22 protein-coding genes are annotated in these 24,465 nt (G+C 70.9%); 12 read left to right on the top strand and 10 right to left on the bottom strand.

All coding sequences use genetic code 11. The features are described from left to right. Positions 1 to 135: 135 nt before the first annotated feature. Entirely contained in the window at positions 136 to 2,745 is a 2,610-nt protein-coding gene (gene leuS, locus BM396_RS21935; RefSeq protein ID WP_043384077.1) for a leucine--tRNA ligase, read from the bottom strand. A gap of 437 nt (positions 2,746 to 3,182) precedes the next feature. On the opposite strand from leuS, the gene BM396_RS21930 reads away from it, so the two are divergent. Beyond that, complete coding sequence (locus tag BM396_RS21930) at positions 3,183 to 3,890, top strand: YggS family pyridoxal phosphate-dependent enzyme (RefSeq protein ID WP_199807251.1); 708 nt, start codon at positions 3,183 to 3,185, stop codon at positions 3,888 to 3,890. A 15-nt stretch (positions 3,891 to 3,905) separates the two neighbouring features. Here the strand turns inward: BM396_RS21930 and BM396_RS21925 are convergent, their stop codons facing one another. Beyond that, positions 3,906 to 4,463, bottom strand: coding sequence for a L,D-transpeptidase family protein (locus tag BM396_RS21925; protein WP_043346855.1), 558 nt, complete (start codon positions 4,461 to 4,463; stop codon positions 3,906 to 3,908). 375 nt (positions 4,464 to 4,838) lie between these two features. Between BM396_RS21925 and BM396_RS21920 the strand changes: the two genes are divergently transcribed. The 9 genes from BM396_RS21920 (at position 4,839) to holA (ending at position 14,106) form a co-directional block, all read left to right on the top strand. After that, entirely contained in the window at positions 4,839 to 5,525 is a 687-nt protein-coding gene (locus BM396_RS21920; protein WP_043346856.1) for a response regulator transcription factor, read from the top strand. Positions 5,526 to 5,590: 65 nt separating this feature from the next. Beyond that, on the top strand, positions 5,591 to 6,082 hold the full coding sequence (locus BM396_RS21915) for a cyclic nucleotide-binding domain-containing protein (RefSeq protein ID WP_043384073.1): 492 nt from the start codon (positions 5,591 to 5,593) through the stop codon (positions 6,080 to 6,082). A 51-nt stretch (positions 6,083 to 6,133) separates the two neighbouring features. After that, positions 6,134 to 6,979, top strand: a complete 846-nt coding sequence (gene dapD / locus BM396_RS21910; RefSeq protein ID WP_043384148.1) for a 2,3,4,5-tetrahydropyridine-2,6-dicarboxylate N-succinyltransferase — start codon at positions 6,134 to 6,136, stop codon at positions 6,977 to 6,979. Positions 6,980 to 7,019: 40 nt separating this feature from the next. After that, positions 7,020 to 7,874 (top strand): alpha/beta fold hydrolase, encoded by an 855-nt coding sequence (locus BM396_RS21905; protein ID WP_043384071.1) that lies wholly within the window; start codon positions 7,020 to 7,022, stop codon positions 7,872 to 7,874. Between the two features lie 159 nt (positions 7,875 to 8,033). Then, on the top strand, positions 8,034 to 8,912 hold the full coding sequence (locus BM396_RS21900) for an acid phosphatase (RefSeq protein ID WP_043346862.1): 879 nt from the start codon (positions 8,034 to 8,036) through the stop codon (positions 8,910 to 8,912). A 130-nt stretch (positions 8,913 to 9,042) separates the two neighbouring features. Next, positions 9,043 to 11,277, top strand: a complete 2,235-nt coding sequence (locus BM396_RS21895; protein WP_043384067.1) for a TonB-dependent siderophore receptor — start codon at positions 9,043 to 9,045, stop codon at positions 11,275 to 11,277. 107 nt (positions 11,278 to 11,384) lie between these two features. Then, entirely contained in the window at positions 11,385 to 12,341 is a 957-nt protein-coding gene (locus tag BM396_RS21890; RefSeq protein WP_043346866.1) for an AEC family transporter, read from the top strand. Between the two features lie 169 nt (positions 12,342 to 12,510). Beyond that, complete coding sequence (lptE, locus tag BM396_RS21885) at positions 12,511 to 13,056, top strand: LPS assembly lipoprotein LptE (RefSeq protein ID WP_043384065.1); 546 nt, start codon at positions 12,511 to 12,513, stop codon at positions 13,054 to 13,056. A 6-nt stretch (positions 13,057 to 13,062) separates the two neighbouring features. Further along, entirely contained in the window at positions 13,063 to 14,106 is a 1,044-nt protein-coding gene (holA, locus tag BM396_RS21880) for a DNA polymerase III subunit delta (protein WP_043384064.1), read from the top strand. A 7-nt stretch (positions 14,107 to 14,113) separates the two neighbouring features. Here holA and BM396_RS21875 read toward each other — a convergent pair whose 3' ends face one another. The 5 genes from BM396_RS21875 to mnmG form a co-directional block, all read right to left on the bottom strand. Then, positions 14,114 to 14,848, bottom strand: a complete 735-nt coding sequence (locus BM396_RS21875) for a class I SAM-dependent methyltransferase (RefSeq protein ID WP_043384061.1) — start codon at positions 14,846 to 14,848, stop codon at positions 14,114 to 14,116. Positions 14,849 to 14,984: 136 nt separating this feature from the next. After that, positions 14,985 to 15,878 (bottom strand): ParB/RepB/Spo0J family partition protein, encoded by an 894-nt coding sequence (locus tag BM396_RS21870; RefSeq protein ID WP_043384146.1) that lies wholly within the window; start codon positions 15,876 to 15,878, stop codon positions 14,985 to 14,987. A 61-nt stretch (positions 15,879 to 15,939) separates the two neighbouring features. Beyond that, positions 15,940 to 16,797 (bottom strand): ParA family protein, encoded by an 858-nt coding sequence (locus tag BM396_RS21865; protein ID WP_043354859.1) that lies wholly within the window; start codon positions 16,795 to 16,797, stop codon positions 15,940 to 15,942. Then, positions 16,794 to 17,429: a 16S rRNA (guanine(527)-N(7))-methyltransferase RsmG gene (rsmG, locus tag BM396_RS21860; protein ID WP_043384059.1), complete on the bottom strand. Its 636-nt coding sequence runs from the start codon at positions 17,427 to 17,429 to the stop codon at positions 16,794 to 16,796. Before rsmG ends, BM396_RS21865 begins: the two co-directional genes overlap by 4 nt. Further along, positions 17,426 to 19,333: a tRNA uridine-5-carboxymethylaminomethyl(34) synthesis enzyme MnmG gene (gene mnmG, locus BM396_RS21855; protein ID WP_043384056.1), complete on the bottom strand. Its 1,908-nt coding sequence runs from the start codon at positions 19,331 to 19,333 to the stop codon at positions 17,426 to 17,428. Before mnmG ends, rsmG begins: the two co-directional genes overlap by 4 nt. Positions 19,334 to 19,749: 416 nt before the next feature. Between mnmG and BM396_RS32895 the strand changes: the two genes are divergently transcribed. Next, positions 19,750 to 19,899 carry a hypothetical protein gene (locus BM396_RS32895; RefSeq protein WP_164706362.1) on the top strand — a complete coding sequence of 50 codons (150 nt, stop codon included), beginning with the start codon at positions 19,750 to 19,752 and terminating at the stop codon, positions 19,897 to 19,899. Positions 19,900 to 20,041: 142 nt separating this feature from the next. On the opposite strand, the gene BM396_RS21850 is transcribed toward BM396_RS32895, so the two are convergent. Beyond that, entirely contained in the window at positions 20,042 to 20,263 is a 222-nt protein-coding gene (locus tag BM396_RS21850; RefSeq protein WP_043353346.1) for a heavy-metal-associated domain-containing protein, read from the bottom strand. An 85-nt stretch (positions 20,264 to 20,348) separates the two neighbouring features. Further along, positions 20,349 to 21,221 (bottom strand): MipA/OmpV family protein, encoded by an 873-nt coding sequence (locus BM396_RS21845; RefSeq protein ID WP_051976115.1) that lies wholly within the window; start codon positions 21,219 to 21,221, stop codon positions 20,349 to 20,351. A gap of 285 nt (positions 21,222 to 21,506) precedes the next feature. Here BM396_RS21845 and BM396_RS21840 point away from each other — a divergent pair, with 285 nt between their 5' ends. Continuing rightward, complete coding sequence (locus BM396_RS21840; protein WP_043384051.1) at positions 21,507 to 22,979, top strand: EAL domain-containing protein; 1,473 nt, start codon at positions 21,507 to 21,509, stop codon at positions 22,977 to 22,979. A 41-nt stretch (positions 22,980 to 23,020) separates the two neighbouring features. Here BM396_RS21840 and BM396_RS21835 read toward each other — a convergent pair whose 3' ends face one another. Continuing rightward, complete coding sequence (locus BM396_RS21835) at positions 23,021 to 24,307, bottom strand: OprO/OprP family phosphate-selective porin (protein ID WP_043384049.1); 1,287 nt, start codon at positions 24,305 to 24,307, stop codon at positions 23,021 to 23,023. Positions 24,308 to 24,465: the final 158 nt, after the last annotated feature.

The following is a 24,465-nucleotide window of genomic DNA, read 5'->3' as shown; positions in this document are numbered from 1 at the left end:
CCTCGAAGGAGGGCACCCGGGATCGCCCGGCTGGCGGGAGCTCTCTTTCGAGGCCTCCGCTGCGCTCCGGCACCTCAGGATGAGGATGGAGGGTGGGATGGAGTCGATTCCCGATGGGATCGGCAGATCGACGCCTCACACCACCAGGTTCACGATCCGCCCCGGCACGACGATGACCTTGCGGGGCGCCTTGCCCTCCAGGACCTTCTGGACCGCCTCCAGCGCCAGGGTCGCGGCCTCCACGGCCTTGGCGTCGGCATCGCGGGGCACGGTGACGTCCGCACGCTTCTTGCCGTTGATCTGGACCGGCAAGGTGATCTCGTCCTCGACGAGAAGTCCCGCCTCGGTCTCGGGCCAGGGCGCCTGGGCCACGAGGCCGCCGCGGCCGAGGACGGACCAGCACTCCTCGGCGAGGTGCGGCATCATCGGGGCGATGAGCTGGACCAGGATGCCGGCGGCCTCCCGCGCCGCTTGTCCCGAGACCGGCCCGCGCAGGCCATCCTCCAGGGCGTTGGCCAGCGTGTAGATATGGGCGACGCAGCGGTTGAAGCGCAGGCGCTCGATATCGTCCTGCACGGAGGCCAGCGCCCGGTGGGCGGCCTTGCGCAGGGGCAGGTCCGCGGCGCCGTCGCCGGTCGCCTGCACGGCCGCGTTGACCAGCCGCCAGACCTTCTGGACGAAGCGGGCCGCGCCCTGCACGCCCTCCTCGGTCCAGATCACGTCGCGCTCCGGCGGCGAGTCGGAGAGCATGAACCAGCGCGCCGTGTCGGCCCCATAGCTCGCGATGATGTCGTCGGGGTCGACCACGTTCTTCTTCGACTTCGACATCTTCTCGATGGCGCCGATCGTGATCGGCGCCTGAGTTTTCACGTGAAACGCGCGGCGCTCGCCCTCCTCCGTGGCGAAGCGGATCTCGGCCGGGGGCACCCAGGCGCCGGCCGCGTCCTTGTAGGTTTCGTGAACGACCATGCCCTGCGTGAACAGGCCGGCGAAGGGCTCGGAGACGCCGGCCCAGCCGGTCTCGCGCATCGCCCGCATGAAGAACCGGGCGTAGAGCAGGTGCAGGATCGCGTGCTCGATGCCGCCGATATACTGGTCCACCGCCAGCCAGCGATCGACCACGGCGCGGTCGGTGGGCGCGTCCGTGAGCCAGGGCGCGGTGAAGCGGGCGTAGTACCAGGACGAATCGACGAACGTGTCCATCGTGTCGGTCTCGCGCCGGGCCGGCGCGCCGCATTGCGGGCAGGGCACGTTCCGCCACGCCGCGTCGCGCTCCAGCGGGTTGCCGGGCTGATCGAAGGAGACGTCCTCGGGGAGCTTCACCGGCAGGTCTGACACCGGAACCGGGACCGGGCCGCAGGACTCGCAGTGGATGATCGGGATCGGGCAGCCCCAGTAGCGCTGGCGGGAGACGCCCCAATCGCGCAGGCGGAACTGGACCTTGCGCTTGGCGATCCCCTCCCCTTCCAGGCGCCGCGCCACGGCCTCGAAGGCCTCCCCGGTGCTCATGCCGTCGAGGAAGCGCGAATTGATCATCCGCCCGTCCTCGACATAGGCGGTGTCGGTGATGACGAAGGTCGCCGGATCCTGCCCCTCGGGGCAGACCACCGGCGTGTTGCCGAGCCCGTACTTGTTCGAAAAATCGAGGTCGCGCTGGTCGTGCGCCGGGCAGCCGAACACCGCGCCGGTGCCGTATTCCATCAGCACGAAATTCGCCACGTAGACCGGCAGCGTCCAGGACGGGTCCAGGGGATGGCGGACGGTGAGGCCGGTGTCGAAGCCGAGTTTTTCCGCCGTGTCGATCGCCGCCTGGGCCGTGCCCGTGCGCCGGCATTCTTCGATGAAGGCCTGGAGAGCGGGGTTTGTTGCGGCAACCGCTGCCGCCAGCGGATGATCGGCGGCCACGGCGAGGAACTTGGCGCCGAACAGGGTGTCGGGCCGCGTGGTGTAGACCTTGATGTCACGGAGGACCCCATCCGCCGCACGTTGGGCCGCTGCGGCGTGGGCATCCGGAACAAGTGCGAAAAGAACCTCCAGGCCCTCCGAGCGGCCGATCCAGTTCTTCTGCATCAGCCGGACCTTCTCCGGCCAGCGGTCCAGCCCGTCCAGCGCGGTCAGCAGGTCCTCGGCGAAGTCGGTGATCTTGAAGAACCACTGGGTCAGCTCGCGCTGCTCCACCAGGGCGCCGGAGCGCCAGCCGCGCCCGTCGATCACCTGCTCGTTGGCGAGCACGGTGTGGTCCACCGGGTCCCAGTTCACCTTGGCGGTGCGGCGGGTCACGAGGCCCTTCGCCAAGAAGTCCAGGAACATGCGCTGCTGATGCTTGTAATAGTCGGGATCGCAGGTCGCGATCTCCCGGCTCCAGTCCAGCGACAGGCCCATGGCCTTCAACTGGTCGCGCATCGACGCGATGTTGGCGTAGGTCCAGTCCCGCGGGTTGACCTTGCGCTCCATGGCGGCGTTCTCGGCCGGCAGGCCGAAGGCGTCCCAGCCCATCGGGTGCAGCACGTTGAAGCCGCGGGCGCGCTTGTAGCGGGCGACGACGTCGCCCATCGCGTAGTTGCGGACATGGCCCATGTGGATGCGCCCCGACGGATAGGGGAACATCTCAAGAACGTAGTATTTCGGACGGCTGTCGGAATTGTCGGTCTCGAACAGGCGCCTCTCAGCCCAGGCTTCCTGCCAGCGCGGCTCGGCATCCTTGGCGTTGTAGCGCTCGACGGGCTGGGGGGCGGTGCTGGTCATGGATCCGGCTGGGTCAGGGGCTCGTCGGTCATTCCGAAGGATGACCACGGCACGGTCGCGCCGCGATAGCATATCTGCGCCGCAGCCGGTCAACGCAGCGCGCGATTCGGGCTTGCGCGGGGCGCGCGAACGCATAGGTCGGACAGGGAGAGGCGGGACATGAGGCGGGGTCGCGCCGGAGCGATCCCATCCAACCCCCTCATCCTGAGACGCGGCGCCGCCGCCTCGACGGCGGGCTGCAGGGTGGCGGACGGCCGGGACCCTCCTTCGAGGCCTCCGCGGCGCTTCGGCATCTCAGGATGAGGGGGTTGGACAGGATGACCGTCCCCTCGAGAATCACGGCAGCGGGGATGCGCGGACCGCCGCCCGGCAGCGACAGGACAGGCAAGGCCATGGACGACGCGAAGACCGAACCCAGCGCGCCTCCCACCGACGGGATGGGGCATGTGACCGCGAAGCTTCCGGTGGGGCAGGCCGATGTCGCCGCGGGTCTCGCCGAGGTCCGGGCGGCCATCGCCCGGGCCGCCGAGGATTCGGAGCGCGATCCGGCCACGGTCCAGCTCGTGGCCGTCTCCAAGACCGTGCCGGCCGAGGGCATCCTGCCGGCGCTCAAGGCCGGACAGCGGGTCTTCGGCGAGAACTACGTCCAGGAATCCGTAGCGAAATGGCCGGACCTCCGGGCCCGCTACCCGGATGTCGAGTTGCACCTCGTCGGGCCGCTGCAATCCAACAAGGCCCGGGAGGCTGTCGCCCTGTTCGACGTGATCCACTCCCTCGACCGGCTGTCGCTCGCGGCGGCGCTGGCCAAGGAGATCGACCGGTCCGGCCGGACGCCGAAGCTTCTGATCCAGGTCAATACCGGCGCAGAGCCGCAGAAGGGCGGCGTGCTCCCGGATCAACTCGACACCCTGCTCTCCGAATGCCAGGAGACCCACGGCCTCGCCATTCAGGGGCTGATGTGCATCCCGCCGGCGGAGGATCCGCCCTCGGCCCATTTCGCCCTGCTGGCCCGGCTCGCGAAGGCCCACAACCTGCCGATCCTCTCCATGGGCATGAGCGCGGATTTCCCCGCGGCGATCCAGCTCGGCGCCACCCATGTCCGGGTCGGGACCGCGATCTTCGGGGCCCGGACCCGGAAGGCCTGAGCCTGAGGTCGGGCCTCAGCCGATCCGCAGATGCGTCCGCGGCCCGAGGCGGCGCAGCAGCCGCAGCAGGTCGGCCCGGGCCAGGGCGACGCAGCCCTCCGTCGGGCGGTAGCCGTCCCGGGCGATGTGCAGGAAGATCGCCGAGCCCCGCCCCTTCCGGATCGGGGCGCGGTTGTAGTCGAGATCGATCACCACGTCGTAGAGCCCGTCGCCGCGCCACATCGATTCGGCGCTGATCTCGGGGGCCGGCAGGCGGATCGGCCGGTTGTAGCGGCGGTCCCGGCTCTCGTCGCACCAGCCGTCGTCGGGCCGGGTCGCCCGCAGGGGCAGCAGCGTGCGCGGCCGGATCCCGAGATGATCGGGCCGGTAGGCGCCGGCCCGCAGGCGGAAGCGCCCGCGCGGCGAGCCGCCGTCGCCCTCGCGCTTGTCGATCACGATCCCGCCCGCCCCGAGGGCGCAGGGGATCACCGCCGGGCCGACGAGAAGCTGCCCGCGCCGCCGGTCCCCCACCGTGGCCCGCACGCGGATGTCCCCCAGGGTCAGGCGGACGGGTCCCCTGCTCGGCCGCCGCATCTCCGTCCTCCCGAATCCACCCGGCCCGGCGCGCCTTATGCCCGAGATCCGTACTCCGAACCGGTGAAAAATTGCGCGCAAGGCAACTTCCGGCCACAAAGGGCGCTCTATTTCTCGGTTGAACCCGGGCCGCCGAGCCGGGATTCGGGAGCCAGCCCACCGCCTCGCCGTGGGGTCCGACGCCTTGATCCTGAAGCGGTGCGCCCCGATCCCGCAGCCCGTTCACCGCGGCGATTGCCGCGGCGGCGAAAGGATGCGGAAACACAAGCCTCGGTAGAGTCGCGCCGCGATCCTGCCGAGATCCTGACGTCATCGCATGCTGCACCCGGCAGGCGGCCCCCGCCTCTCCCGCAGCCTGCTCTGGGGCCCCGGACGATGCCGAATGCCTACCGCCTGCTGATCTGCGACGACGACGCGATCCTGCGCGATACCCTCACCGAGCAGCTCGATCTCTGCGACGAGTTCACGGTCTTCACCGAAGCCAACGCCACGGACGCGATCCGACGGGTCGCCGCCGAGCGCATCGACCTCGCCGTGATGGATGTCGGCCTGCCCGACCTCGACGGGCGCGAGGCCGTGCGCCGGATGCGGGCCGGCGGCTTCCGCGGCCCGGTGATCATGCTGACCGCCCAGGATTCCGAGGCGGACCATGTCGAGGGGCTGGAGGCCGGCGCCAACGACTACGTCACCAAGCCGTTCAAGTTCGGCATCCTGCTGGCCCGGATCCGCGCCCACCTGCGCAGCCACGAGGCCTCCGAGGACGCGGTGTTCCAGATCGGCCCCTACACGTTCCGGCCGGGGGCCAAGCTCCTCGTCGGCGAGCGCGGCTCGAAGCTGAAGCTCACCGAGAAGGAGACCGCGATCCTGCGCTTCCTCTACCGGGCGGGCCGGGCCGTGGTGAACCGCGACACCCTCCTCGCCGAGGTCTGGGGCTACAACGCCCAGGTGACCACGCATACGCTCGAGACGCATATCTACCGGCTGCGCCAGAAGATCGAGCCGAACCCCGCCACCGCCGCGATCCTCGTGACCGAGGGGGGCGGATACAAGTTGCTGCCCTGACGAATTGAAGCTTTACGTGTAGGCGATCCGGCAGGTTCGCGTATGCGCAGGGTGGTGAGGCGTTCTTGGGGCTCGACGACGACATCGCGATCCTCGCGGCCGCACCGCTGTTCGGCTTCCTCGACCGGGATGCCCTGCGCCTGCTGACCTTCGCGGCGGAGCGCCGCGACCTCGCGGACGGCGACCTGCTGTTTTCCCGCGGCGATCCGGCCGATGGCGGCTTCGTGGTGATGGCCGGGACGATCCGGCTGGCACCCCGGTCCCCGGGGGCCGAGCCGGTGCGGGCCGGGCGCTCCGCCTTGATCGGCCAGCTCGCCCTGTTCGTACGCGGGACCCGCCCGACCGAAGCCCGGGCCGAGGGGAGCGCCGCGGTGATGCGCATCACGCCGATGCTGATGCGCCGGGTGCTGGAGGAATTCCCCGCGGCCGCGCAGGCCGTCCACGACACCCTGGCGGACGACCTCGCCGGGCTGGTGACCGATCTCGATCAGGTGCGCGGGCTCCTCGAGGTCATCGACGGCATCTCCTCAGGTGACAGCTCCGATGGCCGCTTGTAAGCACGGGCTCCCGCCGCAAGAGTTCTGACCCGTTCCATGTCCCAGGCCGGCCTGCCCCATTCCGATCTCGCCCAGACCATCGAAGCCGCCTGGGAAGACCGCGCCAACATCTCGACCGCCACCCAGGGGGCGGTGCGCGAGGCGGTCGAGACGGCCCTGGAGCTGCTCGATTCGGGCAAGGCACGGGTCGCCGAGAAGAGCGGCAACCACGACTGGGTGGTCAACCAGTGGCTGAAGAAGGCGGTGCTGCTCTCCTTCCGCCTCAACGACATGGCGACGATCGAGGGCGGCCCCGGCGGCGCGCCCTGGTGGGACAAGGTCGCGTCGAAATTCGCCGGCTGGGGCGAGGCCGAGTTCCGCGCCGCGGGCCTGCGCGCCGTGCCGGGCTGCTTCGTCCGCCGGGGCTCCTACATCGCCCCCGGTGCCGTGCTGATGCCGAGCTTCGTCAATCTCGGCGCCCATGTGGGCGAGGGCACGATGGTCGACACCTGGGTGACGATCGGCTCCTGCGCGCAGGTGGGGAAGAACTGCCACATCTCCGGCGGCGCCGGCATCGCGGGCGTGCTGGAGCCGCTCCAGGCCAACCCGGTGATCATCGAGGACGATTGCTTCATCGGCGCCCGCGCCGAGGTGGCGGAGGGCGTCATCGTCGGCCAGGGCAGCGTCCTGTCCATGGGCGTCTATATCGGCGCCTCCACCAAGATCGTTGATCGGACCACCGGCGAGGTGATGTACGGCCGCGTGCCGCCCTACTCCGTGGTCGTCTCGGGCACGATGCCCGGCAAGGCGCTCCCGGACGGATCGCCCGGCCCGGGCCTCTACTGCGCGGTGATCGTCAAGCGCGTCGATGCCGGCACCCGGTCGAAGACCGCCATCAACGAGCTGCTGCGCACCTGATGTCCTGAGACTGGGCGGGAGCGTGCTTGGCGGGAGCGCGATGGAGACGCTGGAGCTGAACCTCACGGTGGCGGGCCGGCCGGTGCCGACCCCCTGCGACGTGTTCGGAGCGGGGCCGGACGCCCTCCTGCTCCCGGCCCTGTCGACCATCTCGGCGCGCGCCGAGATGCGGGACCTCGCCCGCGACCTGGGAACCGCGTATCGCTGCCTCGTGCCCGACTGGCCCGGTTTCGGCGCCCGGCCGCGGACGCGGGTGCCCCTCGCCCCCGCGACCTTCCACGCCTTCCTCGACGCCCTGCTCGCCGCCGCCCCCGGCCCGTACGCGCTCGGCGTCGCGGCCGGCCATGCCGCCGGCTACCTCGTGGCGGCGGCGCGGCGCCATCCGCAGGCCTTCGCGCGCCTGGTCCTGGTGGCGCCGACCTGGCGGGGGCCGCTGCCCACCGCGATGCCGGGACGGGCGCACTGGTTCCCGCGCATCCGCCGCGCCGTGGAGGCGCCGCTCCTCGGCGAGGCGCTCTACCGCATCAACATCAGCCCACCGATCATCGGCCGGATGATGCGCGCCCATGTCTATGCCGACGCCGCCCGGGTGACCCCGGCTCTGATCCGCGACAAGCACGCCATCACCCGCCAGCGCAACGGCCGCTTCGGCACCGCCGCCTTCGTCACCGGAGGCCTCGATCCGGTGGGCAGCCGCGACGCCTTCCTGGCCCTGTTCGGCGACGGCCTGCCGCCGACCCTGGTGCTGCGGCCCGAGGGCGCACCCCGGCGCTCGGGCGCCGAGATGGACGCCCTCATCGCCGGCGGCCGCGTGACCGGCGCCGCGATCCCCGGCGCCCTGAGCCCGCACGAGGAGCATCCGGGCGCCGTGGCCGCCGCGATCCGGGCGGCGTGATTGCGGCGGGGGCGCGATCACGCGTGACAGTCGGCGCGGATCGGCACCGTCACCCTGGACAGAAGAGGGCGCCTGTGCAGGGACTGGATGTGCCGGCTGAGCCGTTGGTCCGGCAGCGGGCGCGCCCCGCAGATTCCATCCGATAGAGCCCCGGATCCGATGCTGCGCACGCCGTCCCTGCCCCTCCTCGCCCCGGCCGCCCTCGCCCTCCTCCTGGCCGTCGCGGCCCGGGCTGAGGATGCGCCCCACCACCCCCCGGCGATGACCCCTGCAGCCCCGTCCCTGGGCGCCGAGACGCTGAAGCCCGGCAAGCCGGCCGTGAAGCCCTACCTGGCGGACGCGGCGGTGCCGGACGCCGTCCAGATCCTGCCGGCCCCGCCGGCCCACGACGCGCCCCTCGACAAGGCCGACCGGGCGGCCTTCAACAGCACCCGTGTCCTCAAGGGAACGGCCCGTTGGGACCTGGCCGCCAACGACGTCGCGGAGGGCGCGGCGGCGGTGCTGGAGAATTTCGCCTGCGTCCTCGGCACCCGGATCGATCAGGCGCGGGTGCCGGCGGTGATCAACCTCCTGGAGCGCGCCCGCCTCGACCTCGCCCGGGCGACGCGGGGCCCCAAGGTCCATTACCGCCGCCTGCGCCCGTTCGTGGGCAACGAGGCGCCGATCTGCGTGCAGCGCAGCCAGGCCCTGGCCGACAGCTTCAGTTATCCCTCCGGGCACGCCACCCAGGGGTGGGCCTACGCGCTGATCCTTGCATCCCTGGTTCCCGAGAAGGCGACGCCGATCCTGACCCGCGGCCGGGCCTATGGCGAGAGCCGGATCGTCTGCGGCGTGCACTGGCTCAGCGACGTGGCGGCGGGACGCCTCACCGGCACCGCGGTCTTCGCCGCCCTGATGGGGGATGCAACCTTCCGGGCGGACCTCGACCGGGCTCGGGCCGAGCTCCGGAGCGCCATGGCGGGCGCCGGGACGGTGCCGGATCAGGCCGCCTGTACCCGGGAGGCCGACGCCCTGCGGGAGCCGCCGCTCGAGTTCTAGGCTCGAACCGTTCCAGATTTGAAGTCTTCTAAGTGTGTGATTTACAACACGTTTTCGGCTTGCTCAAGGACCCGTGAACGATGGTACGTGGACCCCAGGCGCCGCGTAAGGGCGCGTTTCGGGGTCTCCGATGTCATTCCGTATCGCCCAGTCCGGCCTGCTGCTCGCCACCACGGCGCTGACCACGATTGCCCTCGCCCCGGCGGCTGCCGCGCAAGAGACCGCCGTGCAGCTCAACGAGATCTCCGTGGAGGCCGCCCGGCCGGCCGTGGCGGCTCCGACGGGATCCGGCGGCGGCGGCGGCAATGTCAGCGGCGGTGACGGCGGCAGCGCCGCCACCAGCGGCGGCGGCGGCGGGCCCTCCGGCATCACCGGCTACGTGGCGCGGGTGAGCCCGACCGCCACGAAGACCAACACGCCTCTGATCGAGACCCCGCAATCGGTCTCCGTGGTCACCCGCGAGCAGCTCAACGACCGCAACGTGCAGAGCTTCAGCGACGCGCTCGCCTACGTTCCAGGCGCGACCATCAACGTGTCCGGCTTCGACCCGCGCTTCGATCAGATCTTCATCCGCGGCTTCGATGTGCTCTCCAACCAGGGCACCTATCGCGACGGCCTGCGTCAGATCGGGAGCGGCTTCATCTTCCCGCGCATCGAGCCCTATGGCTTGGAATCCGTCACCGTTCTGCGCGGACCGGCCTCCGGCCTGTACGGTCTCGGCTCACCGGGTGGCATCCTCGACGCCACGTCGAAGCGGCCGGTCTTCGCGCCGTTCGGCGAAGTCTGGTTCCAGTCGGGGAGCTTTGATCGCTTCCAGGGCAATTTCGATCTCGGCGGACCGATCGAGGGCACCGGCGGCACCATGGCTTACCGCCTGACGGGTGTGCGTCGGGAGGCGGGGACCTTCATCGGCCGCGGCACGAACGACGACCAGCTCAACATCGCCCCCGCTTTCACGTGGAAGCCCTCGGCCGATACGACCTTCACGTTTCTGAGCGAATTTCAGGTCCGGAATACGCCGGCGACGGTGTTCTACTACAATGATCCCGGCTTCCGCGTTACCAAGTATTACAGCGGCGACCCCCGCTTTGCCGGGCTCGATCAGACGCAATACCGTGTCGGCTACGCTTTCGAGCACCGCTTTTCGGACGACCTGATCTTCCGTCAGAATTTTCGGCACTACGGGGTCTTCCTGAGCGCGAAGTACACCGGAATCGATTCGATCAACGAGGCACGCACCATCGGTACCCGATCGACCGGCTACATCCGCGAGGGATTGGTCCAGCAGACTCTGGATAACCAGCTCGAGGCGCACGTCACCACGGGCCCGATCTCCCATACCCTCGTGGCCGGTGTGGATTACGCCCATTATGGCCTGAGCAACCGGTTCGGCGCCGGTTCTGCGCCGTCTCTCAACCTAATCACCCAGAATTACGGCCAACAATTCATCCCGACACCCGTTCTCGCGAGCCCGACGCGCCAAGCCCAGGACCAGATCGGCGTCTACCTCCAGGATCAGGCCAAGTTCGGCGACTTCGTGTTGACGCTGAACGGCCGTCATGACTGGGTCTTCCAGGATAACCGGACCTCACCCGTCAGCGCGGTGACGAGCCAGGACAACACCGCCTTCACCGGCCGGGTCGGCCTGAACTATCTCCTGGCGCCCGGCCTCGTGCCCTATGCCAGCTATGCCACGACCTTCACGCCGCAGGTGGGCACGGATGTGCGCGGCCAAGCTTTCAAGCCGGCGACGGGTGACCAGATCGAGGCGGGTGTAAAGTACCTGATCCCCGGGACCAACATTCAGACCGCTTTCGCGGGATTCGACATCGTGCAGTCGAGCATCCTGCGGACTGACCCGACCAACCTCGCCTTCCAGGCGGCCACCGGCTCCGTGCGGTCCCGCGGCTTCGAGGCCGAGGCCACGGCCAACCTCGCTCCGGGCACGAACCTGACGATCGCCTACACCCACCTGGATTTCCGCTTCCTGAGCCAGACCTCGTTTACGGGCGCCACGCAGGATGGAAACCGCGTTTCTGGCATCCCCAGCGACACCTACACGTCGTTCCTGACCTACGCGTTCCCGACATATTCGCCGTTGCGCGGGCTGACGGTGGGCGGTGGCATCCGCTACATCGGCACGAGCTTCGCTGACGACGACAATACGGTGCGGAACCCGACTGTAACGCTCTACGACGCTCTGGTGGCCTACGATTTCGCGGCGATCGATCCGAAGTATCAGGGGCTGCGCGCGCAGGTTAACGCCTACAATATCTTTGACCGGACCTATAACACCTGCGCGTTCGGGAACTGCTATCGCGGCGCGCCCGCGACGGTCATCGGCAGCCTGATCTACCGCTGGTAGGTCCTGTGAGCGGGGGCCGCGGCATGGCAGGTCCCCGCCCCCGGCACTGGAGATGGCCCCGCAAACCGTCCTAAGGCCGGAGCATCGTCCTCCGACCCGGACCCGCCATGCTCTCGACCGTGCTGGTCGTGCTGCCGATCTTCGCGCTGATCTTCGCCGGCTGGCTGGCCCGCCGGATCGGCGTGCTCGGCGCCGCCGCCACCACCGAACTCAACCGGTTCGTGGTCTTCCTGGCCCTGCCGGCCCTCCTGTTCGACGTCACCGCCCACGCCCATTGGAGCGCCATCTGGAAGCCCGGCTTCATCGGCGCCTTCGGTCTCAGCAGTCTCGCGGTCTTCGCCCTCACCGTGCTGATCCGGCGCGGGGAGGGGCGGCCGCTGGCCGATGCCGCGGTGGACGGGCTCAACGCCGGCTACGCCAATACCGGCTTCATGGGGTTCCCCCTGGCGCTGGTCGCCTTCGGGCCCGAGGCGCTCGCCCCCACCACGGTGGCGGCGATCCTGACGGTCTGCGGCGTGTTCGCGGTGGCCATCGTGCTGATCGAGACCGGGCTGCGGCGCGAGGCGGCCGCGTCGGGCCGGAGCGGGCCCCGCATGCCCGTCTGGCGGTCGGTCGGCCGCTCGCTCATGCGCAACCCGCTTCTGGTGGCGCCGGCGCTGGGCGCCCTGGTGCCGAGTGCCGGACTGACCGTGCCGGAATCCGCGGAGACCTTCCTGAAGCTCCTCGGCGGCGCAGCCGCGCCCTGCGCCCTGGTGGCGCTCGGCCTGTTCCTGGCCCAGACCCGTCACGCCGGCGGCGGGCAGGGGCGGACCGCCGCGCTCCTCGTCGGCCTCAAGCTCGCCCTTCATCCGCTGCTGGCCTACGGCCTCGGCCGCTACCTGTTCGACCTGCCCCCGCTCCTGCTGCACACCGCGGTGCTCATGGCCGCCCTCCCCACCGGCACCGGACCGTTCATGCTGGCGGAGTTCTATCGGCGCGAGGCCGACCTGACCGCCACCGTGGTGCTGGTCTCGACGGTGCTGGCGATCGTCACGGTCTCGGCCTACCTGTCGGCGATCGCCTAGGATTTCCGGCCGGTCATCGGATTTCTCTCCCGCCGCGGCATGACATTCGGAAACCGGACGATCACGCTCTTGCCGCAGAGGAATCGTAACGTTTGCCCCCTAGCGTCGTGGCGCGGCATGCCGTGTCCGCGCTAGAACGATCCGACAAGCGGGGGCGGAACGACGGCGGATGGTGGGTTCGGGAGTTTCCATCGCGAGGCGGATCGTCCGCCTCGCCTGCGCGACCGGCCTGGCGCTGAGCCTCTCGGCCTGCTTTCGGCCGCTCTACGGGCCGACCGCGTCGGGCGAGTCCGTCCAGGCGCTGCTCGCCTCGGTCCAAGTCGACGACGTGGCGATGGCCCAGGGGCAGGAGCGCCTCGGCCATTACCTGCGCAGCGAACTTGTCTTCGATCTCGACGGGTCCGGTCATCCGGCGACCAAGCGCTACCGGCTGAAGCTCTCGGGCTCCGAGATCGTGCAGACCCCGATCGTCTCCTCCACCACCGGCCGCGCCGAGGCCGGCACCCTGGTGGCCAACATCAAGTACAGCCTCGAGGATATGAGCGGCGCCAAGGTCTATACCGAGGGCGTGGCCACCTCGACCGCGACCTACGATCGCTCGGTCCAGCGCTTCGCCAGCCAACGGGCGGCGCGGGACGCCGAGATCCGGCTGGCGAGCGTGCTGTCCGATCAGATCAAGAGCCGCCTCGCTGCCGTGCTCTCGACGAAGCCGTAATCCGACGTGACGGCGGTCAAGGCGGGTGAGATCGAGGGGCTGATCCGGCGCGGACCCGATCCGCGCATCCCCGTCATCCTCGTCTACGGGCCGGATACCGGGCTGGTCACCGAGCGGGCCCGGAAGCTCGCCGAGGATTTCGTCGACGACCCGGCCGATCCCTTCGCGCTGGTTCGGATCGACGGCGACGCCCTGGCGGCCGATCCGGGCCGGCTGTGCGACGAGGCCGGGACGATGGGCCTGTTCGGTGGCCGCCGGTCGATCTGGGTCCGTCCGGGCACCCGCAATTACGCCCCCGCCGTCGATGCGGTGCTCGGCGCGACGGTCGCCGACGCCCGCATCGTCGTCGAGGCCGGGGATCTCGCCAAGAACAACCCGCTCCGCACCCTGTGCGAGCGCTCTCCGAAGGCTCTGGCGATCCCCTGCTATGCCGACGACGAGCGGACCCTCTCGGACCTGATCGAGCGAACCCTTCAGGAGCGTGGCCTGCGCATCGACCGGGCCGCCCGGGAGGTTCTGGCCCGCAGCCTCGGCGGCGACCGCCGGGCGAGCCTGATGGAGATCGAGAAGCTCGCCCTCTACGCCGGGGGCGAGGGGGGAGGGGACAAGACCGTGACCCTCGACCATGTGGAGGCGATCACCAGCGACGTCGCGGCGAGCGTGCTCAACACCCTGATCGATGCCGCCTTCGACGGCCGCCGCGACGCGGTGGAGCGCGATTACCGCCGCTTCCGGCACGAGGGCCTCGACCCCGGCGTGGTGCTGGGCTCGGCGCTGCGGCACGCCCTGACGCTGCTCACCACCCGGCTCGACAATCCCGACAAGACGCCCGCCATGATGGTCGCGACGTGGCGCGGCCTGCATTTCAAGCGCAAGGCCAGCATCGAGGGCCAGCTCGGCGCCTGGCCGCCCGGCACCCTCCGGCAGGCCGTCGCGGCCCTGCAGGCGGCGGTCCTGGCCTGCCGGCGGGCGGAGCCCGACTTGGCCCACGCCCTGGCCTCGGCGGCCCTCCTGCGGGTCGCGGAGGCGGGGGCGCGGCGGCGGCGCTAGTCCGGGCTCAGGCGCCGTCGGCGCTTCCGGCACGGCGCAGCGCGAGCCACGCGCCCCAGAACAGGCTGGAGAAGAAGCGGGTCGGGGGCTCGAAGCCGGCGGCATCCAGCAGGGCCGCGACGGCCGCCTCGGAATGGGGCGGATCGGCCCCCTGCAGGATCTTCCCGCGTCGGGCCTCGATCGCGTCGGCGCTGGCGCCGTGCTGGCGCCAGCGTTCGCCCCAGGCCGCAAGCAGCAGGGGCTGACTTGCATACGCGTAATGGTTGCCGGCGAGCACCAGAGGCGCGCCCGGCTTCAGGCGCCCGGCAATGGCCTGCAGGATCGCCCGTTTCTCCGCGTCGCCCGGCAGATGGTGCAGCACGCCGATCAGGGTCGCGGCGTCGTAGACCGCGTCCTGGGGGAGGGCATCCACCGTTCCGAGGACGATCTCGGTCCGGTCGTGGAGACCGTCCTGCTCCAGCCGCGCGATCGTGAGATCCATCATGGCGCTGGACGGGTCGACGGCGGTGAAGCGCCAGCCGGGCTCGAGGGCCGCCGCAGTGACGATCTCCGGGCCGCCCCCGCCCGCCCCGACGATCAGCAGCCGCGCAGGCGTGCCGCTGCCCAGGACGGCGGCAAGCATGCAGGCGGCGAGCTCATGGCAGGCCTCGTAGCCGGCCAGGGCGATCCGGCTCTGCTGCGCGTATTCGCCGGCCCGGTCGGCGCCGAATTTCCGAGCTGCCGCGCTGACACCGTCCGCCAAGTTCCGGCTCCCCGGTCATCCGGACTGCGGACCGGCCCGCATGTCCCAACTCTGGGCCGGGCGACACACGCGCTCCGGCCACCGATACGGCACGCGCTCCCGCCTGCGAGCGCCACCGGCAGGGCAGGGGGCCCGATCAGGCGTCCGAGACCTTGAACCGGTTGAGCAGGGCCTGAAGCTCGTCCTTCGTCTCGTAGCGGATGCGGATCTCGCCCGAATCGGCGTCCTTCGGCTTGTAGGAGACCGGGACGCCGAGCGCCCGGTGGATCCGCAACTCCAGATCGCGCACCGGCGCGGGGCGCTCGGCCGAGAGGCGCGGGCGCCCGGGGCGGGGTGCCTCGGCCGGCGCGGCCTCCACGGAGGCGATGGCCTCCACGTCCCGGACCGACAGACCCTCGGCCACGACGCGGCGCGCCGTCGCCTCGGGATCGTGCACCGCCAGCAGGGCGCGGGCATGACCGGCGGTCAGCTCGCCGGCGGAGACCCGCTCCTGCACGGAGAGCGGCAGGTTGAGCAGCCGGAGCGTGTTGGCCAGATGGCTGCGGCTCTTGCCGAGGATCTCGGCCAGCTCCTTCTGCGTGTACGAGAAATCCTTCATCAGGCGCTCGTAGCCGGACGCCTCCTCGATCGCGTTGAGGTCGGTGCGCTGGACGTTCTCCAGGATGGCGAATTCCAGGGAGCCCCGGTCGTCGATCTCGACCACCACCACCGGCACCTCGTCGAGGCCGGCGCGCTGGGCCGCCCGCCAGCGCCGCTCGCCGGCCACGATCTCGAAGGTGCCGGGCACGTCGCCGATCGGCCGCACAACGATCGGCTGGATGATGCCCCGCTGGCCGATCGAGACCGCGAGCTCCGACAGCTCCGTCTCGGCGAAGCTCCGGCGCGGGTTGCGCGGGTTGGCACGCAGGAACTCGATCGGAACCTTGCGCTGCTCCTCGGCCTTGGCCGACCCACGGCCCGCCTCGTTGAAATCGCCGATCAGCGCTGCGAGCCCGCGCCCCAGTCGAGGCTTCGCCCCCTCCTCCGCCATGATCGCCACCCGTGTCACGCTCCACACTCCCCCTCTTCGAACCGGAGGGGGCTCAAATCAATCAGGCCGCGGCCGGAACCCGGCCCTCGCGCTGGATCACCTCCGAGGCGAGGCGCAGGTAGGCTTGGCTGCCGGCGCATTTCAGGTCGTACAGCAGCGCCGGCTTGCCGTGCGAGGGCGCCTCGGAGATCCGGACGTTGCGCGGGATCACGGTCTCGTAGACCTTGTCGCCCATGAACCCGCGCACATCCGCCACCACCTGGGCGGAGAGGTTGTTGCGCGGGTCGAACATCGTCAGCACGATGCCCTGGATCGTCAGCTTCGGGTTCAGGGCGCCGCGGACCTGCTCGACGGTGCGCAGCAGCTGGCTGAGGCCTTCCAGGGCGAAGAACTCGCATTGCAGCGGCACCAGCACCGCGTCGGCCGCCGCCAGGGCATTGATGGTCAGCAGGTTGAGCGAGGGCGGGCAGTCGATCAGCACGTAGCTGATCCGGCTGAGGCTCGGCGCCTGGGTCAGGCTCTTCAGGACGCTGCGCAGCCGGTGCGCCCGGTCGGGCAGGGTGGCCAGTTCCAGCTCCAAGCCGAGGAGGTCCATGGTCGAGGGCGCCAGGGACAGCCGCGGCACCGCCGTGGGGACCACGGCCTGCGCCAGGGAGGCCTCGCCGGCCATCACCTCGTAGGTCGAGACCCTACGCTTGGCGCGGTCGATCCCGAGACCCGTGGAGGCGTTGCCCTGCGGATCGAGATCGATCACCAGCACATCCTCGCCGATCGCCGCCAGGGCGGTGCCGAGGTTGATCGCCGTCGTGGTCTTGCCGACGCCGCCCTTCTGGTTGGCGAGCGCCAGAACGCGCAGAGGGCGTCGCATGGATGAATCCATGGACCGGTCGGCGGAATCGCCGAGGATCGCTTCGCTCATCGGTGGCTCGGGGCGGCGAGGGCAGTGACGCGCACGATCCGGGCATCGGAATCGGTCCGGCTCGGCACGAGGTCGTTAACGACTGTCCACTGCGCGCCGGCCTGGGTCAATTCGGCTTGTACGTCCCGGCCCTTCGGAAACAGTCCGGTGGTGCCCGTTTTCAACAGAGGCTCGGTCCAGGCGAGGAGCTGCGTCATCGGCGCGAGGGCGCGGGCGCAGACCACGTCGGTGCCGACATAGTCCCCGATCACCGCCTCGATCCGGGCGTTGCGCACCCGGGCCGGGGCTCCGGTGAGCCGTGCGGTCTCGGTGAGGAAGGCGCATTTGCGCGCGTTGCTCTCCACGAGGTCCACCCGGATGCCGCGCTCCTGGCCGGCGATGGCCAGGATCAGGCCGGGGATGCCCGCGCCGGAGCCGAGATCGAGCCACGTGCGCGCCTCCGGTGCCAGGTCGAGCAGCTGGAGCGCGTCGTCGATATGGCGGCTCCAGACCTCCGTCAGCGTCGCCGGGCCGACGAGGTTCTTGATGGGCTGCCAGCGCCGCAGCTGGGCCACGTAGAGGTCGAGCCGCTCGGCTGTTTCACGTGAAACACCGGAAGCCGCGAGGACGCGGGCGCGATCCGGATCGCTCATGCCGAAAGCGGGTCCACGGGGGCCGCGACTGGGACCGATCGGGCGCCGCGCCGCGCATGCGCGGCCAGCAGGGTCAGGGCCGCCGGCGTCACGCCCTCGATCCGCGCCGCCTGTCCGAGGGTCCCGGGGCGCACGGTCTCGAGCTTCACCCGCATCTCGTTGGAGAGCCCGCTGATCGTCGCGTAATCCAGGGCCGGCGGCAGGCGCACCGCCTCGTCCCGGCGGAAGGCCGCGATGTCCGCGTTCTGACGATCGAGATAGACCGCGTAGGTAGCGTCGGTCTTCATCCGGTCGGCGATCCGCGGGGCGACATCCGCGAGGTCCGGCCACACCGCCGCCAGATCGGACCACGCGATCTCCGGATAGGCCAGCAGCTGGAAGCCCGTGCGGCGGATGCCATCGTGGTTCAGGCTGATCCCATGGGACGCGGCCTGGCTCGGCGTCAGGCTCACGGCTTCGAGGCGGGCGCGGGCTTCGTCCAGGGCCGCCTGTCCGGCCGCGTAATGGGCTGCCCGGTCTCCGCCGACGCAGCCCAGCGCGATCCCCCGCGGCGTCAACCGGGCGTCGGCATTGTCGACCCGCAGGGACAGCCGATACTCCGAGCGCGAGGTGAACATCCGGTAGGGCTCGCTGACCCCCTGGGTCACGAGGTCGTCGATCATCACGCCGAGATACGACTCGGCCCGGTCGAAGCCCACGATGCCACGGCCGCCCGCGTGCCGAGCGGCGTTGAGGCCGGCCACCAGCCCCTGGCCGGCCGCCTCCTCGTAGCCCGTGGTGCCGTTGATCTGGCCGGCCAGGAACAGGCCCGGCAGGCGCTTCACCTGCAGGCCGACATCGAGTTCCCGGGGATCGACGTAATCGTACTCGATGGCGTAGCCCGGCCGGAGGATCGCGGCCCGCTCCAGCCCGGGGATCAGGCGGACGAGATCGTGCTGGACCTCCTCCGGCAGCGCCGTGGAAATGCCGTTCGGGTAGATCGTCGGATCGTCGAGGCCTTCGGGCTCCAGGAAGATCTGGTGCCCTTCCCGGTCGCCGAAGCGCACGACCTTGTCCTCGATCGACGGACAGTAGCGCGGGCCCCGGCTGGCGATCCCGCCGGAATACATCGGCGAGCGGTGTAGGTTGGCGCGGATCAGGTCATGGACGGCCTGGCTCGTCCGGGTGATGCCGCAGCGGATCTGTGGCGTCGTGATCCGCTCGGTGAGCGTCGAGAACGGCACCGGCTCGGCGTCGGCCTCCTGCATCTCCAGGCCCGACCAATCGATGGTCCGTCCGTCGAGGCGCGGGGGCGTACCGGTCTTCAGGCGTCCGAGGCGAAGGCCGAGGCGGTCGAGGGTCTGCGCCAGCCCGATCGCCGGCGCCTCGCCGACCCGGCCCGCCGGGGTCTGCCGCTCGCCGATATGGATCAGCCCGCGCAGGAAGGTGCCGGTGGTCAGCACCACCGCGCCGCAGGCGAGGGTGCGCCCATCCGCCAGACCGAGGCCGCAGAGGCGGCCATCCGCGTCGAAGGTCAGATCCTCGCAGGCGCCCGCGATCACCGTGAGCCCCGCGGTCTCGGCGACGGCGGCCTGCATGGCGGCGGCGTAGAGCTTGCGGTCGGCCTGGGTCCGGGGGCCGCGCACCGCCGGCCCCTTGCGACGGTTGAGCAGGCGGAACTGAATGCCCGCCGCGTCGGCGACGCGACCCATCAGCCCATCCAGGGCGTCGACCTCGCGGACGAGATGGCCCTTGCCGAGACCGCCGATGGCCGGGTTGCACGACATCGCCCCGATCGTCGCCGGATCGTGGGTGACCAGCGCCGTGCGCGCGCCGCAGCGCGCCGCCGCGGCCGCGGCCTCGACGCCGGCATGGCCGCCGCCGACGACCGCGACGTCGAACCGGGCGGAGGAGGTGGTGAGCATGGGGTGACGAGCAGCCTTTCGCAGACATCCCGCCGCGGATGCGGGTGACGCACACCCGCTGTCCTCCGGACTGGAGCCCGGGGGCGGCGGTTCTTCCGGGAGGTCTAAGCGGGGGCGGGCGCGGCGGTCAACGCATCCCCGTCGTCCTTCGCCAGACGCGGCCTTCATCCGGGTCGCCGGTCGAAGCCGGACATGGATACGATATTCGGTGCGATCGAAGCGCCGAGATCTATCGTCACCTCAAGCATTGCTCGTGAAGGATGCGTGAGGACTTGGCTATCGTCGCTTGCCAGTCACCCCGGAGCGTGCAAGTCTTGCGCCGTGACTTCATCCTGAACGGACAGCGCCGTCCGGCAGGCTCACGAGAGGGACTGTTTCGCCGCGTCGCGGGGCGACGCGGGATGAGGAGATTCGACATGTCGTCCCTGACGATCGGTCTGGGGGCCGCCTGCTGCGCGGCCGGCGCCGCCGCCCATTTCCTCGACCGCACCCAGCGCAAGGAAGGGCTGTTCGGCCTCGCGGGCTTCGCCCTGCTGCTGACGGGGATGTTCCTGAGCCGCTCCTGAGCGGGGTTCCTCGGAGGCCGGCCATCATCGTCCCGATACCTGCTTGGCCAGGATGACGGCTTGGCCAGGACGATGGAGCGCCGCGACATCTGCCGCCGCAGCCCGACACCCCGGATCCGGCGTTCCGGGACCCGACTCGGCGTCAGCCCGTCATGGCCGTCGCGGTGTAGCCGGCCTTGGTCAGGGCCTCGGCGAGGGTGAGCGCCTGCGCGCCGGTGCGGATCGCCACCCGCCCGGCGTCCCGGTCGACCTGCACGTCGGCCGCGGGATCGATCCGCTTCACCGTGCGGGTCACCGCGGCGGCGCAGCCGTCGCAGGTCATCCCCTCCACCCGCATCAGCAGGTCGGTGCGCGTCTCGTCCATCCGGGCCTCCATCAGCCGTATCGCCTTCCGTCGTATCGCCGGGATGTCGGGCCCGGGTGCGACCGGTGCAAGCCGTGCGTGCGGCTCAGAACAGCGCAGGCATCCGGAAGGCGTAATCGATCCGCAGGCCGAACTGGTACTGATTGGGATTGCCGAAGGGTCGACGCACGAGCGGGCTGTTGCCGGAGGCGCCCAGGATGCGGGTGTAGCCGGCATAGGCCGTGTAGGCCCAGGTCTCGCTCTGCGTGTAGGTCACGCCGCCGAGCACGCCCGCCGAGTAGAAGCTGCGCGGGTCGTAGGGGGTGACGCGCCCGTTCAGCGCCGCCTCGATCGGGGAGACGCCGAAATACTTCCGGGCGTAGCTGGCATCGCCGATGTTCAGGCGCGGCCCGATGGAGAACAGGAATTTCTCCGCGGGGATCAGGTAGTCGGCCGCCACCGAGCCGACCGTGCCGTGGTGACCGTAGAGGCCCTGGCGCACCTCGACGCGGGTCCGGATGAACGAGACCGGGTAGAATTCCGCGAACACGCCCGGCTCCACCGCGAAGCGGGCGTCGCGGAAGCCGTACAGGTGCCGCCGGTCGTCGCCGTAATAGCGCCCCGGCACGAAGCGCGCGGTCGGGCCGATCCGGAACGACTCGGTGTCGAACAGCGAGAGGCTGAACCCGTCATCCGGCGTCGAGAAGCGGCGCGGCTCGCCCACCCGGCGGATATCGATCGAGGGATAGCCGACGGCCGTGTAGTCGCTGGCGCCGGGATAGCGCGGCACGGCCTGGATCGAGCCGCTCAGCGTGACGATCCACGTATTGGGATCGATCATCGCGAAGGTCGGCGTGGTGCGCGGAAGATCTGCGCCGAGATCCGCGGCCTGCGGCGCCGTCGCGCCGAAGGCCGCGAGGAGCGCGCCGGCGCCGAGAACGGCGCGAAATCGGGAAGTACGCGGGGGGACGAACGTCATGGCCACGCTTTATGACCCTTTTTCATCCCCTCCGCATTCGCAAGCCGCGCAACCCTCCCCGGAGCGCCTCGCAATCGGATCCGCCGTGATGATTCCGCAACGTTCCAGCGGGCGCCGGCGTCACACCGCCCGGAATTAACAGGTGATGGCGCATCATCCTCCTCCCGGAGCCTTGCCGGGCCCGGTGCGCCCGGCCAATGATCCAGTGATTCGGTTCGCGCCCGGTGGGGTTCGCTCGGGATGTCCCCCGGCGACCGGCGCGCGTTCCCGGCAGGTGGTTAGACGATGGTCCCGGTCCTCGGCCGGTATGCGGGGCTGTTGACGGTCGGCCTTCTCGGGCTCGTCGTGTTCGGGCCACTCGCGGTGTTCCTGCCGCTCTGGAGTGCCATGACGCTCGGCGTCGCCGCCGCCCTGGCCGGCGGTCTCGCCCTGACCCGTATCGCCACCCTGAAGGCGCGCTGCGAGAAGCTGTCCGGCGAGGTCGATCTGCTGTCCCGGCGCCTGCTCAAGGTCGAGACGGCGGGGGCCGGCGCCGCGGCTCAGCCGCGCCCCGAAGCCGCCGAGGCGGCGTTGCGGGCGCAGATCGAGGAATTGACGGTCGAATTCGGGTTGCTCAGCGGCATCGTGCGCGACCTCACCACCGTGCTGAGCGCGCAGGATGCCGAGATCGCGGCCCTCAAGGCCCGGCCGGCGGAGGCGCTCCGGCCGCAGCCCGAGGCGGCGCCCGGCGCGGCCCTTCCGGACGCCGCCCCGGCCCCGGCCCTGCCGCGTCCGCAGGTGTCGGTCGCCCCCCCGCGCGAGGACGGGGCGCTCCGGCCGCAGGCGATTCCGCCGGACCCGCAACCGGCCCCGAACCCGGCCCCATCCGTCCCGGCACGGCCGATCCCCCCGCGGCCGATCCCGCCCCGGCCCGCGGCTCCCCCCGTCGACGAGGCCGGTCTCATCGGCGCCTTCGAAGGGGACGGTCTGGAGATCCATCTGCAGCCGGTTGTCACCCTGCCTCAACGCAAGGTCGTGGCCTACGAGGCGCTGGCCCGGCTCCGGATCGGCGGCCCCGGCGTTCCGCCGGCCGAGCCCGAAGTCTTCCTGCCCGTGCTGGAGCGCTTCGGACGGACCACCGAACTCGACCGCCGCATGCTGCAGCGGGCCACCATCGTGGCGCGTCACCTCGCCCGGCGCGGCAGCGAGACGCTGCTGACCTACAGCCTGTCGCCGCTGTCGCTGTTCGAGCCCGGGCTCCTGCGCGAGCTCGCCCGCACCGCCACCGACGATCCGGCCCTGGCAGGTCTGACCATCGCCCTGCCGCAGGCGAGCTGGCGCCGTCTCGATGCAGGCCAGCGGGGCCTGCTCGCGCCGCTCCGGGGTCGGATCGGCTTCAGCCTCGACCGTCCGGACGACCTGCGCTTCGATGCGGCCGAATTCGCGGACCGCGGCATCGGTCAGGTCAAGGTCCCGGCCGAGATGCTGCTGCGCCCGCGCTCCGACCGGGGCAGCCTGTCCGACATCGCCGTGGAGGACATCGCACCGGCCCTGACCCGGGCCGGCATCCGCCTGATCGCCACCGGCGTCGCCGACGAGGCCGACGTCCCGGACCTGATCGACCTCGACGTGCCGTTCGCCCAGGGCACGGCCTTCGCGGCCCCGCGGCCGGTCCGGTCGGAGGTTCTGGCCGCCCCGCCCGTCGAGCAGCCCGTGCCGCCCCCGGAACCGACGCCCGAACGGCGCCCGTTCCGATCGGTCCTGCGCCGGGCGGTGTGACGGGCGTCAGCTGAGGCCGCTGGCTTTCCCGGCACGCGCCGTCACCAGTAGATCTGCAGGCGTGCGATCACCGTGTCGACCGAGAACGGGGCCGTGCCAAGGGTCGCGGATTGGGCCTCACCCGGCTGCACGCGCCCGTGAATGACGTTCCCGATCAGCCGCAGATTCGGCTCGGGATACCAGCTCAGGCCGAGGGTCACGTCCTGCTCCATGCCCCCGCGAAAGCCGCGGGCGTTCAGGTCGATGGCACTGTAGCGCGCGGCCAGTTCGAACACGCCGATCCCGCCGTGGGACACACGCTGCGCCTCCGGAACCGCCACGCCCCTGAAGGTCGCGTAGGTGGTGCCGCTCTGCGGCGTCAGCGCGTAGGCACGGCCTTCGCCGTTGAGCACGAGCGCCGCCTCGACATAGCCGCCCTGGAAGTCGAGCGCGGAGCCGGATTGTCCGGGGCCGCGGAACGGCTGCAGCGCCGCGTAGATGTATTCCGCCTGGATCAGGACCGGACCGCGGCGATAGGCGAATTCGGCCCCGAGCCGGGACACGCTGGCGGCATCGGGGAGATCGCCGGTGTCCACCAGGTGGCGCTCGAACAGGAAGGCTCCCGCGGGGCTCGAGAAGCCGAAGGCTCCGTCGGACCGCGACCGGTTGCGGACGATCCCGGCGAGGCCGAGATGCAGGGTCTCGTCGGCGGTCATGATCGGCGCGACGGTGGCGCGGGCCGCCACCGCGACACCATCGCCGTCGATGCCGTTGCTGGCGGCGTTGCCGAACAGGCCGGCCACCGCGGTCCAGGCCTGCCCGTGATGCCCGGCCGCGACGCCGAAGCGACGCTCCGGCACGAGGGCATTGGCCACCGAGCGCTCGACGAACAGGGTGTCGTTGTTGCTCTGCAGCCATTCCAGGCTGAAGGGCTCCTTCATGTTGCCGAGCGTCAGGATCGTGTCCGGCAGTCCCTTCCAGGCCACCAGCGCGTCGTTGATCGGCAGCATCGGGTCGGCGAAATCGTACTGGAAGGCGATCACCCAGTCGCGGCCGATGGTGAGCGTCGGCTCGATCCAGGCCCGGCGCACGGCGACGGTGTCGGGGAAGGCCTCGGGCAGGTCCGGCCGGCTGAAACCCGCCGCACCGCCGTCGATATGCAGCCGGCCGCCGATCTGGAGCTTCACATCGGGCGCGGGGAAGGTGAGGGTCAGCCCCTTGGCATCGACGCGCAGACGCTCGCCGTACGGGCCGGCCATCCCCTCGAACGCGTCCTCCCCGGCGCCCGCGGGCACCGCCAGGGCGAGGGACATGGCCAGGACGGCCGGAGCGGTGCGCAGTCCATTCACGGTCCCAGCAGAGAACAGGTCGGCCGGCCGGAGCCAATGAGCCGATGCCGCAAAATCCGAAAAGTCCGAGGGCCGTGGCCAGACGGCCACGACGGCGCGGGGCCGGTCGAGGGGCCGGGGGCAACACCCGGCGGGCCGGCTGGGGGGTGCATTCCCCC

The organism is Methylobacterium sp. UNCCL125 (assembly GCF_900116795.1).
In the GTDB taxonomy this organism is placed as follows: domain Bacteria; phylum Pseudomonadota; class Alphaproteobacteria; order Rhizobiales; family Beijerinckiaceae; genus Methylobacterium; species Methylobacterium fujisawaense.
The sequence above is the reverse complement of the archived record's forward strand: the minus strand, read 5'-3'. Positions and strand labels throughout refer to the sequence as shown.